16 protein-coding genes are annotated in these 17,837 nt (G+C 67.4%); 8 read left to right on the forward strand and 8 right to left on the reverse strand.

Annotated elements, in window-relative coordinates:
• Positions 1-3: 3 nt before the first annotated feature.
• Together HXX15_RS11235 and HXX15_RS11240 are read right to left on the reverse strand one after the other, a co-directional pair.
• Positions 4-1,080 carry a nitronate monooxygenase family protein gene (locus HXX15_RS11235; RefSeq protein WP_296516072.1) on the reverse strand — a complete coding sequence of 359 codons (1,077 nt, stop codon included), beginning with the start codon at positions 1,078-1,080 and terminating at the stop codon, positions 4-6.
• A gap of 81 nt (positions 1,081-1,161) precedes the next feature.
• Positions 1,162-1,398, reverse strand: a complete 237-nt coding sequence (locus HXX15_RS11240; RefSeq protein ID WP_296516075.1) for a hypothetical protein — start codon at positions 1,396-1,398, stop codon at positions 1,162-1,164.
• A gap of 66 nt (positions 1,399-1,464) precedes the next feature.
• Here HXX15_RS11240 and ruvX point away from each other — a divergent pair, with 66 nt between their 5' ends.
• From ruvX to HXX15_RS11255, 3 genes are read left to right on the forward strand one after another with little or no spacing between them, the layout of a single operon-like run.
• Complete coding sequence (gene ruvX / locus HXX15_RS11245) at positions 1,465-1,953, forward strand: Holliday junction resolvase RuvX (RefSeq protein ID WP_296516077.1); 489 nt, start codon at positions 1,465-1,467, stop codon at positions 1,951-1,953.
• Between the two features lie 3 nt (positions 1,954-1,956).
• Positions 1,957-2,883, forward strand: a complete 927-nt coding sequence (locus tag HXX15_RS11250; protein ID WP_296516079.1) for an AEC family transporter — start codon at positions 1,957-1,959, stop codon at positions 2,881-2,883.
• A gap of 17 nt (positions 2,884-2,900) precedes the next feature.
• Positions 2,901-3,290, forward strand: coding sequence for a YchJ family metal-binding protein (locus tag HXX15_RS11255; RefSeq protein ID WP_296516081.1), 390 nt, complete (start codon positions 2,901-2,903; stop codon positions 3,288-3,290).
• Positions 3,291-3,297: 7 nt separating this feature from the next.
• On the opposite strand, the gene HXX15_RS11260 is transcribed toward HXX15_RS11255, so the two are convergent.
• The 5 genes from HXX15_RS11260 to ipdC form a co-directional block, all read right to left on the reverse strand.
• Complete coding sequence (locus HXX15_RS11260) at positions 3,298-4,830, reverse strand: phytoene desaturase (RefSeq protein WP_296516082.1); 1,533 nt, start codon at positions 4,828-4,830, stop codon at positions 3,298-3,300.
• 133 nt (positions 4,831-4,963) lie between these two features.
• Positions 4,964-6,610: an isovaleryl-CoA dehydrogenase gene (locus tag HXX15_RS11265; RefSeq protein WP_296516084.1), complete on the reverse strand. Its 1,647-nt coding sequence runs from the start codon at positions 6,608-6,610 to the stop codon at positions 4,964-4,966.
• An 80-nt stretch (positions 6,611-6,690) separates the two neighbouring features.
• Entirely contained in the window at positions 6,691-8,979 is a 2,289-nt protein-coding gene (locus HXX15_RS11270; RefSeq protein WP_296516087.1) for a heavy metal translocating P-type ATPase, read from the reverse strand.
• 216 nt (positions 8,980-9,195) lie between these two features.
• Positions 9,196-9,792: a hypothetical protein gene (locus tag HXX15_RS11275; protein WP_296516089.1), complete on the reverse strand. Its 597-nt coding sequence runs from the start codon at positions 9,790-9,792 to the stop codon at positions 9,196-9,198.
• Positions 9,793-9,843: 51 nt separating this feature from the next.
• Positions 9,844-11,478 (reverse strand): indolepyruvate/phenylpyruvate decarboxylase, encoded by a 1,635-nt coding sequence (gene ipdC / locus HXX15_RS11280; RefSeq protein WP_296516092.1) that lies wholly within the window; start codon positions 11,476-11,478, stop codon positions 9,844-9,846.
• Positions 11,479-11,661: 183 nt separating this feature from the next.
• On the opposite strand from ipdC, the gene HXX15_RS11285 reads away from it, so the two are divergent.
• From HXX15_RS11285 to dprA, 4 genes are all read left to right on the forward strand, one after another.
• Positions 11,662-12,615: an aspartate carbamoyltransferase catalytic subunit gene (locus HXX15_RS11285; RefSeq protein ID WP_296516095.1), complete on the forward strand. Its 954-nt coding sequence runs from the start codon at positions 11,662-11,664 to the stop codon at positions 12,613-12,615.
• Positions 12,616-12,619: 4 nt separating this feature from the next.
• Positions 12,620-13,921, forward strand: a complete 1,302-nt coding sequence (locus tag HXX15_RS11290; RefSeq protein WP_296516097.1) for a dihydroorotase — start codon at positions 12,620-12,622, stop codon at positions 13,919-13,921.
• A 6-nt stretch (positions 13,922-13,927) separates the two neighbouring features.
• Positions 13,928-14,518 (forward strand): glycerol-3-phosphate 1-O-acyltransferase PlsY, encoded by a 591-nt coding sequence (gene plsY, locus HXX15_RS11295; protein WP_296516100.1) that lies wholly within the window; start codon positions 13,928-13,930, stop codon positions 14,516-14,518.
• A gap of 111 nt (positions 14,519-14,629) precedes the next feature.
• Complete coding sequence (gene dprA, locus HXX15_RS11300) at positions 14,630-15,751, forward strand: DNA-processing protein DprA (RefSeq protein WP_296516103.1); 1,122 nt, start codon at positions 14,630-14,632, stop codon at positions 15,749-15,751.
• A gap of 274 nt (positions 15,752-16,025) precedes the next feature.
• Here the strand turns inward: dprA and HXX15_RS11305 are convergent, their stop codons facing one another.
• On the reverse strand, positions 16,026-16,253 hold the full coding sequence (locus HXX15_RS11305) for a hypothetical protein (RefSeq protein ID WP_296516106.1): 228 nt from the start codon (positions 16,251-16,253) through the stop codon (positions 16,026-16,028).
• Between the two features lie 248 nt (positions 16,254-16,501).
• On the opposite strand from HXX15_RS11305, the gene topA reads away from it, so the two are divergent.
• On the forward strand, positions 16,502-17,837 hold a 1,336-nt coding region (topA, locus tag HXX15_RS11310), incomplete at its 3' end, for a type I DNA topoisomerase (protein ID WP_296516108.1).

The raw sequence follows: 17,837 nt of genomic DNA on the forward strand, positions 1-17,837 counted from the left end.
GCCTCACCCCGCCAGCCGGCTCATCCGCGCCAGCGCCGACCCGGCCAGCGCCCGGGTCAGTTCCGCCGCCGGCAGGTCGCGGCCGAGCCGCACCGCCTGCCCGGCCCACAGATTGGTGAAATCGACCTTGCCGAGCTTCTCGGCGGCGACTTTCAGCGGGCCCAGCGCGGTGGCGGCATGCGGAAACGCCGGCGCGTCCGCCGACAACGGCCCGACTTCACGCATCACCCGGTTGGCGACGCCGCGCGCCGGGCGGCCGGTCATCACATTGGTGATCACGGTGGAATCGTCGCATGCCTGCGCCAGCGCGACGCGGGCCGGCGCGATCACCTTGGACTCGGGGCAGCGCAGAAAAGTGGTGCCGATCTGCACTCCGGCGGCGCCGAGCGCGAAGGCCGCGGCGATGCCGCGCCCGTCGGCGATGCCGCCGGCCGCGATCACCGGCACCCGCACCGCGTCCACCACCTGCGGCAGCAGCGCGAACAGCCCGGGCTGCTGCGCGATGTTGTCGGTCAGGAACATGCCGCGATGGCCGCCGGCCTCGGCGCCTTGAGCGATGATCGCATCGACGCCGTGCTCCTCGAGCCAGATCGCCTCGCGCACGATCGTCGCCGATGCCATCACGATGCATCCGGCCGCCTTCACGCGTTGCATCAAGGCCGGCGCCGGCAGGCCGAAATGGAAGCTCACCACCGCGGGCTTCAGCTCCTCGACCAGCACGCACATCGCTTCATCGAACGGCGCGCGGTTGGCGGCGGTGTTGGGCGCGTCCGGATCGAGCCCGAGTTCCTGGTAATAGGCGCCGAGCCGCCGGCGCCAGCCGGCCTCGCGCGCCGGATCGGCGTCGACCGGCTGGTGGCAGAAGAAATTCAGATTGATCGGCGCGGTGACGCGCTGGCGAAAGATCCCGACCTGCTCGCGCGCCTTGTCGGCCGACAGCATCGCGCAAGGCAGCGAGGCCAGCGCCCCGCCCTCGGCAGCCGCGATCGCCAGCTCCGCATCCATCACTCCGGCCATCGGCGCCAGCAGAATCGGAAATTCGATATCGATCAGGTCGAGGAGTCGGCGGTCCGGCCACATGGTCTGCTCTTACGATGATGGGAGGGGCGACCGGCGGCGCTGCCGGCCGTTATCGCCATAGCACGCCGGGGCGTCGCGCGGCTATCCGCGATCCGGCCGCAGCGCGCGCGACGTCAGCATCCAGCGCCGCAGCGCCACCCCGGCCCAGATCGCCTCGACCAGCCCGAACGGCCAGGCGCCCTGCAAGAATCCGTAGATCGACCCCAACGCGCAGGCGCCGGCGAACGCCAGGATGAACCAATGGCTGCGATGCTCCAGCGCGTAACACAGCAGCATCGCGCTGACCGCGAACAATCCGAACAGGCTGAGGGGATCCATCGCGGGTCTCATCGTGTGGGTGGAATGGATGATTTCAGAACGGCGATTGGCGTGTTAAGCGGGGCGATGCCCGCCCCCATCCTGCCATTGATTGAAGCCGCCGCGCTATGGCCCGCGCGCGGTGCGCTGATCGGCCTCGATCTCGGCACCAAGACCATCGGCGTCGCGGTGTCGGACCCCGACCGAAGGCTCGCCACCGGCGTCGAAACCGTCGCCCGCACCGCGTTCAAGGCTGACGCCGCGCGGCTGCTGGCGCTGGCCGGCCAGCGCGGCGTCTGCGGCTTCGTGCTCGGCCTGCCGATCAACATGGACGGCAGCGAGGGGCCGCGGGCGCAGTCGACCCGCGCCTTCGCCCGCAATTTCGCCCGGCTGACCGAGCTGCCGATCGGGCTGTGGGACGAGCGGCTGTCGACCTCGGCGGTGGAGCGCGAGCTGATCGCCAACGACGTCAGCCGCGCCAAGCGCGCCAAGATCATCGACGAGCACGCCGCGATCTTCATCCTGCAGGGCGCGCTCGACCGGCTCGCGGTGCTGAACCGGCCGGAGATATCCTGAATCATGCTGACGGTGTTCGGCGCTCTGGTTCCGGTGTTCCTGCTGATCATCCTCGGCTTCGTGCTGCGCCGCGTGCTGCTGAAACAGGACATGATGTGGACTGGCCTGGAGCAGTTGGTCTACTATGTGCTGTTTCCCGCACTGCTGATCGACACGCTGTCGCGCGCCAATCTGGCCTCGGCGCCGATTGCCGGAGTCGGCGGCGCGCTGCTGCTGGCGGTGATTACGATGTCGGCGCTGTGCCTGGCGCTGCGGTCGTGGCTGGCGCGCGGCCTCGATGTCGACGGGCCGGCGTTCTCCTCGGTGTTTCAGGGCGCCACCCGCTGGCAGACCTATGTGGCGCTGTCTGTCGCCGGCAATCTGTGGGGCGATCGCGGCATCACGCTGGCGTCGGTGGCGATGGTGGCGATGATCCCGCTGCTCAACGTGCTGGCGGTCTGGGTGCTGGCGCATTACGCCGCGCCGCGGCGACTGTCGTGGCCGACGATCCTGCTCACCATCGCCCGCAACCCGCTGATCTGGGCCTGTGCCATCGGGCTCGCGATCAACCTCGTGCAGTTGCCGATCCCGCGCCCGCTGCACGATTTCGCCGATGCGCTCGGCCGCTGTTCGCTGGCGCTCGGCCTGCTGCTGGTCGGCGCCGGATTGCATCTCGAAGGATTGCTTCGGCCCCGCGCCGCGGCGGGACTGACCGTGGGGCTCAAGCTGCTGCTGATGCCGTTGATCGCGACCGGGTTCGGCGCGGCGTTCGGCCTGTCAGGTCCCGACCTCGCGGTGGTCGCCTGCTGCGCCGCGGTGCCGAGCGCCTCGAACGGCTATATCCTGGCGCGCCAAATGGGCGGCGACGCGCCGCTGCTGGCGCAAATTCTGACGCTCCAGACGATGCTAGCGGTGTTCACCATGCCGCTGTTCATCGCGCTGGCGGGGTGACCGGAGGAGCGACTGCGATGCAATGCCTGTGCTGTTCCGGCCTCGACTATGACCAATGCTGCGGCCCACTGCTGGCCGGAATCCGGCCGGCGGCCTCGCCGCTAGCCCTGATGCGCTCGCGCTACACCGCCTTTGCGCTGAACAATTTCGACTACATCTACGAGACCACCGATCCGGAGCGCCGCGACCTGTTCGACCACGACACCAATCGAGACTGGATGAGCCGTTCGACCTTCACTGGGCTCGAGGTGCTGAGCCATTCCGAACGCGGCAGCAAGGGCACGGTGGAATTCATCGCCCGGTTTCGCCGCGACGGCGTCGCCGAGCAGCGCCACCACGAGCGCTCGCAATTCCGCAAGCACCGCGGCCGCTGGTATTTTTCCGACGGCGAGACGGTGCAGGACTAGGCGCGGATCACACCGCCACCCGCGCCGCCGTGGACATCGGATCCGGGACCACGACATCGAGGACGCGGGCCGACGACAGCACCGTCGGAACACCGGCCCCGGGGTGGGTGCCGGCGCCGACCAGATAAAGACCGTCGATATCTTCGCTCTTGTTGTGCGGCCGGAACCAGGCGCTCTGCGTCAGCACTGGCTCGATTCCGAACGCGGCGCCCTTGCGCGACAGCAGCACATCCTGGAAATCCCGCGGCGTGAACAGGCGAGACGTGGCGATTTCGTCCGCCAATCCCGGCAACAGCGTCTGCGACAGCTGCCTTTCGATCGCCGCCCGATAGGGTTCGGCGCGGGTCGACCAATCCACCCCGCTGTCCAGATGTGGCACCGGCGACAACGCATAGAAGCTGTCGCAGCCGTCCGGCGCGAGGCTCGGATCGGTCGCGGTCGGGCGATACAGATACAGGCTGAAATCCTCGGCCAGGACCTTGCGATCGAAAATGTCGGCGATGTGCTCGCGATATCGCTCCCCGACCAGAATCGTATGATGCGGCACATCCGGATATTGTCGTTTCGTCCCGAAATACCAGACGAAACAGCTCATCGAATAGCTGGCACGATCGAGCTTGCTATCGGTCCAGCGTTTGCGCGGCGCCCCGGCGAGCAGCTTCTGGTAGGTCGTGGCGGTGTCGGCGTTGGACACCACGATATCAGCGGCGATCACTTCACCGGAGGCCAGCCTGACGCCGGTGGCGCGGCCGTTGGCGACGGTGACCTCCGCCACCTCGGCATTGGTGCGAATGGTACTGCCCTGGCCTTCGATCAGGCCGACCAGGCCGTTCACCAACGCGCCCATCCCGCCCATCGCGTAGTGCACGCCCCAATGCCGCTCGAAATACGAGATCATGCAATAGATCGACGACGCCCGAAACGGGTTGCCGCCGATGAACAGCGGATGATAGCTCAGCGCGAAGCGCAGATACGGGTGCTTCACATAGTCGGAGACCACCGCGTGCACACTGCGATCCGCGCGGGCGCGAACCAGATCAGGCACCATGCTCACCATCTGTCCGAGCGAGTCGATCGGAACGTGCCCGAATTTCTCGAAGCCGATCCGGAACAGCCGCTCGCTGTGCTGCATGAAGCGGTCGTAGCCCTCGAGATCGTCCGGCGCGATTCGCGCGACCTCCCGCTGCATCGCCGCATCGTCGGCAAAGGCGTCGAAATGGCCGCCGTCGTCGAACACGATGCGATAATAGGGATCGAGCGCGCGCAGGTCGATGTCGTCCGAAAATCTGCGGCCGCAGAGCTGCCAAAGCTCCTCAAACAGGAACGGCGCGGTGACGATCGTCGGCCCGGAATCGAAGGTGAAGCCGTCCTGCACGAAGGAACGGCCACGACCGCCGGCCCGATCGAGCCGCTCCAGCACAGTGACGTCGTAGCCGCGGGCGCGCAACCGCACCGCCGCCGCCAACCCGCCGAAGCCGCTGCCGATGACGACGGCGCGCGACGGCGCCGACGCGTTTGACGGTTGACGCTCATCCTTCATGGCGCAGCTCCCGAACCGAATTGAAGCTCGAAGCTACCCGCGAAGCGAGGCGATCGAAACTAGTCGATCGAATGAACGACGTGGCGAACCTGCTAACGCAAATCAAGTGCCGACAGATTTTGACTGTGGGTTCCTAGAATTCCGGCAGTGCGCGCGCCAGCAGTTCGCGCCCCTGCTCGGCGCTGAGATCGGCGGCGCCGTACATGCTGCCCAGTTCCGGCTTCAGCCGCGACGCCGCGAACAGTTCGGCGTGGCCGGGATGCACCGCGTTGAGCGCGGCGGCGGCGGCGAGCTTGGCCAACAGCTCGACCGCGAGCCGCGCCGAGCGCTCGCTGTCCGGGCGCAGCAAGGTGCGGGCGATCAGGCCGGCGGCCTCGGCGGCGCCGGTCAGGCCGGCGGTGTCCATCATCAGCTCCTGCAACACACTCATCGCCGCGTCGCTCTCGCGCGACAGCGCGCGCAGCACATCGAGGCACATCACATTGCCGGAGCCTTCCCAGATCGCGTTGACCGGCGCCTCCCGGTAGTGTCGCGCCAGAATGCCGTCCTCGACATAGCCATTGCCGCCGAGACACTCCATCGCCTCGTAGAGGAATCCCGGCGCGGTCTTGCACACCCAGTATTTCACCGCAGGCGTCAGCAGCCGCATATAGGCGGCCTCGTTGGCATCGCTCGGCGCCTCGTCGAAGGCGCGGCACAGCCGCATCACCAGCGCCACCGAGGCTTCGACCTGCAGCGCCATGTCGGCCAGCACGGTCTGCATCAGCGGCTGGTCGACGAGATGCTTCTGGAACACGCTGCGATGCCGCGCGTGATGCAGCGCATGCGCCAGCCCCGAGCGCATTAGTCCGGCGGAGGCGATGGCGCAGTCCTGCCGCGTCAGCTGCACCATCTGGATGATGGTGCGGATGCCGCGGCCCTCCTCGCCGACCCGTTCCGCATAGGCGCCGGTGAACTCGACTTCGGAGGAGGCGTTGGAGCGGTTGCCGAGCTTGTCCTTCAGCCGCTGGAACTGCAGCGCGTTGACCGAGCCATCCGGCCGGAACCGCGGCATGAAGAAACAGCTCAACCCGTCGTCGGCCTGCGCCAGCACCAGGAAGGCGTCGCACATCGGCGCCGACATGAACCATTTGTGGCCGACGATCCGATAGGCGTCGCCGTCGCGGATCGCGCTTGTGGCGTTGGAGCGCACGTCGGTGCCGCCCTGCTTCTCGGTCATGCCCATGCCGATCGTCATGCCGCGCTTTTCCGGCCACGGCATGAAGCCGTGATCGTAGCGCCGCGAGCCCAGCACCGGCATCACGCGGGCGAGCAGATCCGGCTGCGCCGCCAGCGCCGCCACCGCGGCGCGGGTCATGGTGATCGGGCACAGATGCCCGGTCTCGACCTGCGCCGCCATGTAGAACTTCGCCGCGCGGATCACTTCGGATGCGGCGCCGGCGGGGGCGCCTTGCGCGTCCCAGGTCGAATTGTGAATGCCAGCGTGGACGCTCTCGCTCATCAGCTCGTGATAGGCCGGATGAAACTCGACCTCGTCGCGGCGCTGGCCGCGTGCGTCGAAGGTCTTCAGCTTCGGCGTGTTCTCGTTGGCGAGCCGGCCGCGCGCCGCCATCTGGGCCGATCCCCAGTGATGCCCAAACGCCGACAGATCGGCATGGGCGCCGTTACCCTGGTTCATCGCCACCGCGTCCACCAGCGGCCGGTCGAGCCCGAACAGATCGACGTCCTCGAACGGCGGCGACTGGTTGAACACCTCGTGGGTGGCGAATGTCTCGGTCATGGTTTCCCCGGCCTGCCATCGGATTCGGACGCATGTTACGCAGAATCGGCGGCAATATCACCCGTATCGTCGCGGCGGCGCTAGCCGCGCGCCGCCTGCTCATAGATGTCCTCCTCCTGGGCATTGTGCATCCGGACCAGCGCCTCGATCGATTCCACCACGCGCTGGGCGTCGCGGATCGCGTAGCGGTCGATGGTCTCGGTGGTGAGCCCCGCGCTCAGCCGCGACAGCAGCCGGGCCAGGTGCATGATCTCGCGATGCGCCCGGCTCATCGCGATGAGGCCGTGATCGTGGCCCAACACCTTGGTGATCCGGGGATAGACCGCGCTTTCGTCGTCGCGCTCGTGCTCGACGATACTAGCGTCGACCACGCTGCTGGCCTCGGCGATCAGCACCACGGCCGCGGTCGGATCGGCGTCGTCGAGCTCGTCGGTGATTTCCCGCAGCCGGTCGAGCGGCCGCTCCAGTGCCCTATGCTGCTCATGCAGCGTACCGGCGGCGCTCGACGACAGCCCGCGGGCGCCGGCGCGGCGTCCCGGTCCGAGCGCGCGCAGCGCGTTCAGGATCACCGCGACGTCGATCGCCTCCTGGGTCAGCGCGCCGGCCACTGGCGTCAGATAGCCGAACGCCGCCGCGACCATGGCGACGGCCGACAGCGCCATGCCGACGCCGATGCTTTGCAGCGCGATGCGGTAGGCGCGCCGCGCGATCACCACGGCGTCGGACACCCGGTCGAGCCGGTCGACCAGGATCACCACGTCGGCGGCCTCCGATGATGCGGTGGCGCCGCGCGCGCCCATCGCGATGCCGACTTCGGCGGCGGCCAGCGCCGGCGCGTCGTTGATGCCGTCGCCGACCATCAGGGTCGGGTGCAGCCGCTGCTCGATCGCCACCGCCTCGAGCTTTTCGGCCGGCGCGCGCTCCGACAACACCTCGTCGAGGTCGAGCGCGGCGGCGATGGTTTCGGCCGATTCCGCCCGATCCCCGGTCACCATCACGATGCGAAAGATCCCGGCGGCGCGCAACGCCTGCACAGCGCGCGGCGTTTCGCGGCGCAATTCGTCGGCCAGCAGCAGCGCCCCGACGACGCGGTCGTCGACCGCGACGAACACGCACAGCGCCGACCGCCACGACGCCCGGCGCAGCGCCCGCACCGCCCAATCGGCAGGGCGCGCGTGGCCGAAGGCCAGATCCTGCGACCCGATCCGCACGCTAACGCCGCCGATCAGTCCCTCCAAGCCCGAGCCATGGGTTTCCCGCACCTGCTGCGGCAGTTCGAGCTGCAGGCCACGACCCCTCGCCGCCGCGACGATCGAATCCGCCACCACATGCTGCGACGCCTGCTCCAATGAGGCGGCCAGCCGCAGCACCTCGTCGGCGCCCTGCTCCGGCGCGGTCTCGATCGCCACCAGCCGCGCGCCGCCGACCGTCAGCGTCCCGGTCTTGTCGAACATTACGGTACGGGCGCGCGCCAGCGCTTCCAGCGATCCGCCGCCCTTGATCAGGATTCCGCGCCTTGCCGCCTGCGCGATGCCGGCGACGAAGGCCACCGGCGCGGCGAGGATCAGCGGGCACGGCGTCGCCGCTACCAGCACGGCGAGCGCGCGAATGCTGTCGCCTGACAGCCACCAGGCGGCGCCGGCCATCGCGACGGTGACCGGCAGCAGCAGCAGCGCGAAGCGATCGGCGACGCGGATGAACGGCGACTTGCCGGCCTGCGCTGCCTCGACCAGCCGAACGATGCCGGCGTAAGTACTTTCGCCGGCGGTGGCCGAGGCGGTCATCTCGAAACTGTCGCCGGCATTGACGGTGCCGCTGCGCACCAGTTCGCCGCGCTCGCGCAGCACCGGGATCGGCTCGCCGGTCAGCGCCGATTCATCCAGCGTCGCGGCGGCCGATCGCACGCCGCCGTCGACCGGAACCACTTCGCCTGAGCGCACCAGCAACACATCGTCGATCGCCACCGCTTCGATCTCGACATCCACCACCGCGTCGCCGCGTCGCAAATGCGCGGTGCGCGGTGCGCGGTCGGCCAGCGCGCGTAGGTCGCGTTGCGCGCGCGACACCGCGAAATCCTCCAGCACGTTGCCGCCGGCATACATCACCGCGACCACCGAAGCGGCCAGATTCTCGCCGAATCCCAGCGCCGCCGTCATCGACAACAGCGCCACCGCATCGACGCCGAACCGGCCGGCGAGGAAATCGCGCACGATCGAGATCGCCAGCGCCAACACCACCGGCACGGTGCCGGCGAGCCAGATCAGGCTCGCCAGATCGTCGCGCCCGAACCCGAAGCGCGCGCCGAGCCCGGCGGCCAGGCCGCACAAGGCAATCACGATCAGGGATCGGCGCATCAAGCTCTCGGTCATCTCGTCTCCATCGCACAACGGTATCCGCGATCATAGGCCGATCGTTGTATCAACGATGCGTCAACAGTTGCGACTGACAGGCGTGAGCCGCTTTCGCCCGAATGACCCATGCGGCCCGGCGATCCGCCGGTCTTGGCGCAGCCGAGCTGACAGCTTGCTGACCGGTCTGCCTGCTGCCCGGATGGCCCTCGGCAGACATCGCCTTGCCGCCGACCGTCAAGCCGCGACGCGAACAGGCGGCAAAACCTGCGTGGCGCTGCGGATCCGTTGCGCCAATTGTCTGGCCCGGGCCAATGTGTCTGCCGCCATGCTGCGGTCGACACGGCTCACCGTGGAATCGATGGCGCGCCCGTCGGCACTTGGCCCGAACACAGCGATCAGCTCGCTGGTCACCCGCGCGGCGGTGTCCAACAGCACGCGCGTTTCGTCGGCATCGAGAGTTTCGTCGATGTGGTCGAGCAGCCTGGTCAGCTGCAGGATGCGTGACGACAATGCCTGTGTGTGACGCTCCGCGATCCCGGCGGGTGGGTCGCTGATCGACCGGTCGGGCGTCGGCCGCAGCAGCGGCGATTGGCTCTCGATCACGCACAGCGCGGTTTCGAAGGCGTAGCCCGCAGTGCTTGCCGCCGACGAACGCGACTCGGGACCGCCGAGGCCGCCCGCGAACGGGCTGTTCCGTGCATGCGCGAACGCGGGTGAGACGCTGTTGCTCAGGATCATGGACATCGTCTTGGCCTCCAATTGCCTGATGCGGACAATCGCATCGATGACGGCAATCTGCGCCAGACCCGCTGACCGGCCGCTGTCCGGCAATGTCAGGAAATCGTCATCCGACCAAGGCCAGCGCGCCGAGCCGCGAACTAATCATCCCGACATCCGCTCGCGCGCGGCCTTGAAGCCGGTGACGAAGCGGGCCAGCGTGTCGGAGGTGACGCCGCGCGGCAGCATCACCTCGATCAGCGAGAATTGTCCGCGCCGCGCCACGGCGGCGTCGAGCGCCGTGGCAAGCTCATGCCGCGTTGTCACCCGCTGGCCGAAGCCGCCGATCGATTTCGCGATGTCGGCGAAGTGCCAGTCGTCGAGATCGTTGAACTTCGATTCCGGCTGGAACACCCGCAGCATTTCCCAGCTGCAATTGTTGAACAGCACCACGATCGGATCGAGCCCGTAGCGCCGGCAATTGCCGAGCTCCCAGCCGGTCATCTGGAACGCACCGTCGCCGACCAGCACCAGCGGCCGCAAGCCGGTCGCGGCGACGCCGAAGCCGGCCGGCACCCCGAACCCCATCCCGGCGTAGTAGCCGGGCGCGGCCAGCGCGGTGTTGTCGATCTCCATCGCGGTGAACAGGCAATCACCGATGTCGGCGGTCATCGGCATCTTGCCGTGGCGGTCGAACAGATCGTTGATCGCCGCGGCGATGTCCGACGGCGCGATCGGCCGATCGTCGGCCGGCAGGCCGCGCGGATAGGCCATGCCCTGCCCGGCCTTGCGCGGTCGCGGCGGATGCTGCGTGGCACTGGCCTCGATGCCGGCCAGCAGATCGGCCAGCGGCAGATCGCGATAGACGTGATGGCCGACCTGGACTTCGCGGCCCGCCGCCAGAATGGTGCGGCGCGGATCCGGCGCGTTGGTCGACAGCGCGAAATTGGTGTCGCACAGGATCACACCAAACATCAGAACGAGATCGGCGTCCTCAACCAGCCGCGTCACCGCCGGATCGCCGGCGGCGCCCAGATAGGTTCCGACCACGACATCGTCCGACGCTCCCAGCAATCCGCGTCCCATGAAGGTCGTGACCACCGGCAGACCGAGCTTGCGCGCTAACGCGGCGACCTGCTCCTCGATGCCGTAGCGACGGATTTCGACGTCGACCACCAGCACCGGCGACGACGCCTTGGCGATCCGCATCAGGATTTCCTCGGCGCATTCGGCCAACGCGCCCGGATCGGCGGCGCGGCGCGGCAGCCGGACGACCGGTTCGACCCTGGCGTCGACCATGTCGCGGGGAAATTCGATATAGACCGGCAGCGACAGTTCTTGCGCACTGCGCAGCACCCGGGCGATCTCGGCCGGCGCAGTGGCGGGATCGTTCAGCACGGCCTGATCGCAGGTGAATTCCTTGAACACCGCGAGCTGGGTGTCGACGGTGCGGACCTGATGATGCAGCAGATAGCCGCTGGCGCGTTCGCGCGCACCCGGCGCGCCGGCGATCACCACCACGGGCGAACGTTCCGCATATGCGCCCGCGATCGAATTCACCAGATTGAAGGCGCCGGCCCCATAGGTCACCACCGCGACGCCGAGGCCGCCGTGATAGCGCGCCGCGGCGTCGGCGGCGAACCCCACCCCCGGCTCATGGCTCAGGGTGAAATAGGGCAGCGTGCCGCTTTCCTCGATCACCTTGAAGAACGGCAGAACGAAATCGCCCGGGATGCCGAAAATCTCCCGTGCGCCATGATCCTTGAGGGCGTCGAGCAGAGCGTTGGCGAGCGTGGGCATGAGCAATCCTGACCATGATTTCGATGACGCTGCCGGACTGGTTTACCAGAGCCGCCGCAGCGGACCAACATCGCGCGCCGGCGGGCGGCGTTGGACCCGATTTCAACGCAGCGGGGGATTATTCCGCAAGCCGTCAGATCGCGCTTGCCCCGATTTCCAACTCTGCCTATAGCTCTCGTTTTAATGACCCCTGTATCGAAATCGACCTTTGTCCTCGGTCACCGGCATCTGCTGGGAATCGAGGGACTTTCCGCCGCCGATATTACCGGCCTGCTCGACCTTTCCGAAGAATATGTCGAGCTCAACCGCCAGGTCGACAAGAAGCGCACCTCGTTGCGCGGCCGCACCCAGGTCAATTTGTTCTTCGAAGCCTCGACCCGCACCCAGTCCTCGTTCGAGATCGCCGGCAAGCGGCTCGGCGCCGATGTCATGAATATGTCGGTGTCGTCGTCCTCGATGCGCAAGGGCGAGACTTTGATGGACACCGCAGTGACGCTGAACGCGATGCACCCCGACATTCTGGTGGTGCGCCATCACGCCTCCGGCGCGGTCGAATTGCTGGCGCGCAAGGTCGACGGCTCGGTGATCAACGCCGGCGACGGCGCCCACGAACATCCCACGCAAGCGCTGCTCGACGCGCTGACCATTCGCCGCAACAAGGGCCGGCTCGAGGGCCTGGTGATTGCGATCTGCGGCGATGTCGCGCATTCCCGCGTCGCCCGCTCCAACATCATCTTGCTCAACGCGATGGGCGCCCGCGTCCGGGTGGTCGCGCCCTCCACGCTGCTGCCGCCTGGCATCGAACGGATGGGCGTCGAGGTCCATCGCGACATGCGCGAGGGCCTCAACGGCGCCGACATCGTCATGATGCTGCGGCTGCAGCGCGAGCGGATGAACGGCTCGTTCGTGCCGTCGTCGGGCGAATACTTCCAGTATTTCGGGCTCGACCAGAAGAAGCTGGCCTACGCAAAGCCCGACGCGCTGGTGATGCACCCGGGGCCGATGAATCGCGGCGTCGAAATCGACTCGATCGTGGCGGACGGCGCGCAGTCGCTGATCCGCGAACAGGTGGAAATGGGAGTGGCGGTGCGGATGGCGGTGCTCGAAGCGCTGGCCCGCAACCTGCCGAACGCGTGACAGCATGCTGACCGACCGACGCCCGATATTGCTCGCCAATGCCCGCCTGATCGATCCGGCGCGCGACTTCGACGGCATCGGCGACGTGCTGATCGCCGACGGCGTGATCCGCGAGGCGCGGCGCGGCATCGGCGCCGCCGGGGTGCCCGAGGGCACCGACATCGTCAATTGCAGCGGCATGATCGTGGCGCCCGGACTGATCGACATGCGCGCCTTCGTTGGCGAACCCGGCGCCAGCCATCGCGAGACGTTTGCTTCGGCGAGCCAGGCCGCCGCCGCCGGCGGCATCACCACCATCATCTGCCAGCCCGACACCTCGCCGGTGATCGACAATTCGGCGACGGTGGATTTCGTTCTCAGGCGGGCGCGCGATACCGCGATCGTCAACATCCATCCGATGGCGGCGCTGACCAAGGGCATGGCCGGCGCCGAGATGACCGAGATCGGGTTGCTGAAAGCCGCCGGTGCCGTCGCCTTCACCGACGGCGACCGCAGCGTGATGAACGCCCAGGTGATGCGCCGCGCGCTGACCTATGCCCGCGATTTCGACGCCCTGATCGTGCATCACACCGAGGACCCCAATCTGGTCGGCGAAGGTGTGATGAATGAGGGCGAGTTCGCCACCAGGCTCGGCCTGGTCGGCATCCCCAGCGCCGCCGAAGCCGTGGTGCTGGAACGCGACATCCGGCTCGTCATGCTGACCGGCGGGCGCTACCACGCAGCCTCCGTCAGCTGCATCGAGTCACTGGAGATCCTGCAACGCGCCCGCGACCTCGGGCTTGCCGTGTCCGCCTCGGTGTCGATCAATCATCTGACGCTGAACGAAAACGACATCGGCCCGTACCGCACATTCCTAAAGCTGTCGCCGCCGCTGCGCAGCGAGGACGACCGCAAAGCGCTGGTCGCCGCTGTTGCATCCGGGCTGATCGACGTCATCATGTCGGACCACAATCCGCAGGACGTGGAAACAAAACGGCTGCCGTTCGCCGAGGCCGCCGCCGGCGCGATCGGGCTTGAGACCATGCTGCCGGCCGGGCTGCGGCTGATCCACAATGGCGAGATCGATTTCACCACGCTGATCCGCGCGATGTCGACGCGGCCAGCGGAACTGCTCGGCCTGCCCGGCGGATCGCTGCGCGCGGGCGCGCCGGCCGACGTCATCGTGATCGACGCCGATGTGCCGTGGGTGGTCGATCCCGACGAACTGAAATCGAAATGCAAGAACACCCCGTTTGACGAGGCGCGGTTTTCCGGCCGGGTGGCGCGCACCATCGTCGGCGGGCGCACGGTGTATGAACATGTGTGAGGACCGATGATCGGGATTTACATCGCAGCCCTGGTGTTGGGCTATCTGCTGGGATCGATCCCGTTCGGACTGATCCTAACCAAACTCGCCGGCACCCAGGACCTGCGCACTGTCGGCTCCGGCAATATCGGCGCCACCAATGTGCTGCGCACCGGCCGCAAGGGGCTGGCCGCGGCGACGTTGCTCGGCGACGCGCTGAAGGGCACCGCCGCGGTGCTGATCGCCGCCTGGTTCGGCGGCGCCGAAGCCGCGATGCTGGCGGCGCTCGGCGCCTTTCTCGGCCACCTGTTTCCGGTCTGGCTGAAGTTCAAAGGCGGCAAAGGCGTAGCGGTCTATATCGGCGTGCTGCTCGGGCTGTTCTGGCCCGGCGCGGTGGTGTTCTGCGTGCTGTGGCTCGCGACGGCGCTGACCACGCGCTACTCCTCGCTGTCAGCCTTGGTCGCGGCTTTCATCACCCCGATCTTCCTGTGGTGGTTCGGCCACCTCGCGCTGGCCGCGCTGTTCGCCGTGCTGACGCTGCTGCTGGTCTACATGCACCGCGAGAACATTAAGCGGCTGCAGGCCGGGACAGAAAGCCGGATCGGCGAGAAGAAGTAGGCCACTGATATACCGCTCCGGCCTTAGTCCTACGACCGGTTGCCCACCCCCATAAGTTGCGCGACACTCTCCACCGAGACGGCCGATTGAGGCCAGCGCTTCGGGGGCAGCGTGAACGACAACAATCAACCCACCACCCATCTCACCGACGCGCAGCGGATCGACTGGCTGCGGCTGATCCGCTCCGACAATGTCGGGCCGCGCACCTTCCGCTCGCTGGTCAATCATTTCGGCAGCGCCCGCGCCGCGCTCGACGCACTGCCCGAGTTGGCGCGGCGCGGTGGCGCCGCCCGCCCCGGTCGCATTGTCAGCGAGCACGAGGCGCATCGCGAATTGATCTCAAGTAACAAGATCGGCGTCGCGCTGGTCGCTCCCGGCGAGGCCGGCTATCCGCCTCGCTTGGCGCTGATCGACGACGCGCCGCCGCTGCTCGGCGTCCGCGGATCGCACGACACATTGATACGGCCGATGCTGGCGATCGTCGGCTCGCGCAACGCCTCCGGCGCCGGGTTGAAATTCGCCGCCACCTTGGCGCGCGATCTCGGCGAGGCCGGTTTTGTCATCGTCTCGGGGCTGGCGCGCGGCATCGATCAGGCCGCGCATCGCGCCAGCCTGTCTGGCGGCACCGTGGCGGCGCTGGCCGGCGGCCACGACAAAATCTATCCGCCCGAGCACGAGGAACTGCTGGCGCAAATCCTGCGCGAAGCCGGCGCCGCGATCTCGGAAATGCCGCTTGGCCATGTGCCGCGCGCACGGGACTTTCCCCGCCGCAACCGGCTGATCTCGGGCGTGGCGCTCGGCGTCGCGGTGATCGAGGCCGCGCATCGGTCCGGCTCGTTGATCACCGCACGGATCGCCGCCGAACAGGGCCGCGAGGTGTTCGCGGTGCCGGGCTCGCCGCTCGATCCGCGCGCCGCCGGCACCAACGATCTGATCAAACAGGGCGCGGCACTGGTCACCGAGGCCGCCGACATTATCAATGCGGTGACGCCGATCCTGGAACGGCCGATCGAGTTGCCGAGCCGCGAGCCGGACGAGTTGCCGCCGATCGCGGAGCCCGACTCCGGCGACCGCGCCCGCATCGTCGGTCTGCTCGGGCCGAGTCCGATCGGGCTCGACGATCTGATCCGGATCTCCAACGTCGCGCCCGCGGTGGTGCGCACCGTGCTGCTCGAACTCGAGCTCGCCGGCCGGCTGGAGCGGCACGGCGGCGGGCTGGTGTCGCTGCTGTGACGACGGCGCCGATCGGCGTCGTGCTGCAGTACAAAAAGCAACGGCCCGAAGTGGTGTCACTTCGAGCCATCTTTAGAGGCGAACGTACATCCGGCTCGCCCCTTGCTGGTTCGAATCGTGAACCATCACAGTTAACGGTGCGTTAACGACAGACGAATGACCGACATGGGCCGCGCGGCGTTTCCGGCGGCCGGTGCGACGGCTCGAGCCTCGCGTCGCGGACGGCCGCCTGCTCGGCCCAGCCGACGCCGAACTGGCGCCGACCGGATCGCCACTATTTGCCATGTTGCGATGGCGAACTGCGCGCACCGCGCAGCCGGACCATCTCCTGGGCTTCCAGCAGCGCCATTTCCAGCAGATAGCACAGCATGTCGAGGCGATGGATTCGCGCCAGATGCGCCAGATCGGCGATCGCTTCGGCGAGGTAGCTGGCGGCCTCTCCGGGTCCGCCGTTCTCCGAACGGGCGGTTTGTTGCTGACCGTTCCCCCGTCGGGACGACATGAATTCCGGTCCTTTCGACAGCTGGAGGTTACGTACAAATACGAGTATATTATAAAACTACATCTTTAAATTGTGCAATCCTCGGTTACATCCTTGCGTCCCGCCTTCAATTTTGTTCGGTCGGAACCACAGCTGTCACCCGATCGGTATTTGACAGCGAGGACCTCACCACCCATGTTCCCGGCAATGCGGCAGGCGCGAGTCTCGCGGAACCGGCCCTTTTCTCCCAGCTAAGCCATTGGAATGACATGAATATCGTCATTGTCGAGTCGCCTGCAAAGGCCAAGACGATCAACAAATATTTGGGTGCGTCGTACGAGGTCCTGGCCTCGTTCGGCCATGTCCGCGACCTTCCGGCGAAAAATGGATCGGTTGATCCGGACGCTAATTTCCAGATGATCTGGGAAATCGATCCCAAGGCGGCTGGCCGGCTGAACGATATCGCCAAGGCGCTAAAGGGGGCCGACAAGCTGATCCTCGCCACCGACCCTGACCGTGAGGGCGAAGCGATCTCCTGGCACGTGCTGGAGGTGTTGAAAGAGAAGCGCGCGATCAAGGATCACAAGATCGAACGCGTGGTGTTCAACGCCATCACCAAGCAGGCCGTCACCGAGGCGATGAAGAATCCGCGCCAGATCGACGGCGCGCTGGTCGACGCCTACATGGCGCGCCGCGCGCTGGACTATCTGGTCGGCTTCACCCTCTCCCCGGTGCTGTGGCGCAAATTGCCCGGCGCCCGCTCCGCCGGCCGGGTGCAATCGGTGGCGCTGCGGCTGGTCTGCGACCGCGAGCTCGAAATCGAAAAATTCGTGCCGCGCGAATACTGGTCGCTGGTCGCCACCCTGACCACGCCGCGCGGCGACAGTTTCGAGGCCCGGCTGGTCGGCGCCGACGGCAAGAAGATTCAACGGCTCGACATCGGCACCGGCGTCGAGGCCGAGGATTTCAAGCAGGCGATCGAAGCCGCCAATTTCACCGTGTCCTCGGTCGAGGCCAAGCCGGCGAAGCGCAACCCCTACGCGCCGTTCACCACTTCGACGCTGCAGCAGGAAGCCAGCCGCAAGCTCGGCTTCGCGCCGGCGCACACGATGCGGATCGCGCAGCGACTGTATGAAGGCATCGACATCGGCGGCGAGACCACCGGTCTCATTACCTATATGCGAACCGACGGCGTCCAGATCGACGGCTCCGCGATCACTCAGGCGCGCCAGGTGATCGGCGAGGACTATGGCAAGGCCTATGTCCCCGAGGCGCCGCGGCAATATGTGGCCAAGGCGAAAAACGCCCAGGAAGCGCATGAAGCGATCCGCCCGACCGACCTGTCGCGGCGGCCCGACAGCCTGCGCGCCCGGCTCGATCACGACCAGATCCGGCTCTACGAACTGATCTGGATCCGCACCATCGCCAGCCAGATGGAATCCGCCGAACTCGAGCGCACCACCGTCGATATCGCCGCGAAAGCCGGCGCCCGGGTGCTGGAACTGCGCGCCACCGGCCAGGTGATCAAGTTCGACGGCTTCCTCGCCGCCTATCAGGAAGGCCGCGACGACGACAGCGACGACGAGGATTCGCGCCGGCTGCCGA

It is taken from the genome of Rhodopseudomonas sp. (assembly GCF_013377015.1).
Taxonomy (GTDB): domain Bacteria; phylum Pseudomonadota; class Alphaproteobacteria; order Rhizobiales; family Xanthobacteraceae; genus JARJEH01.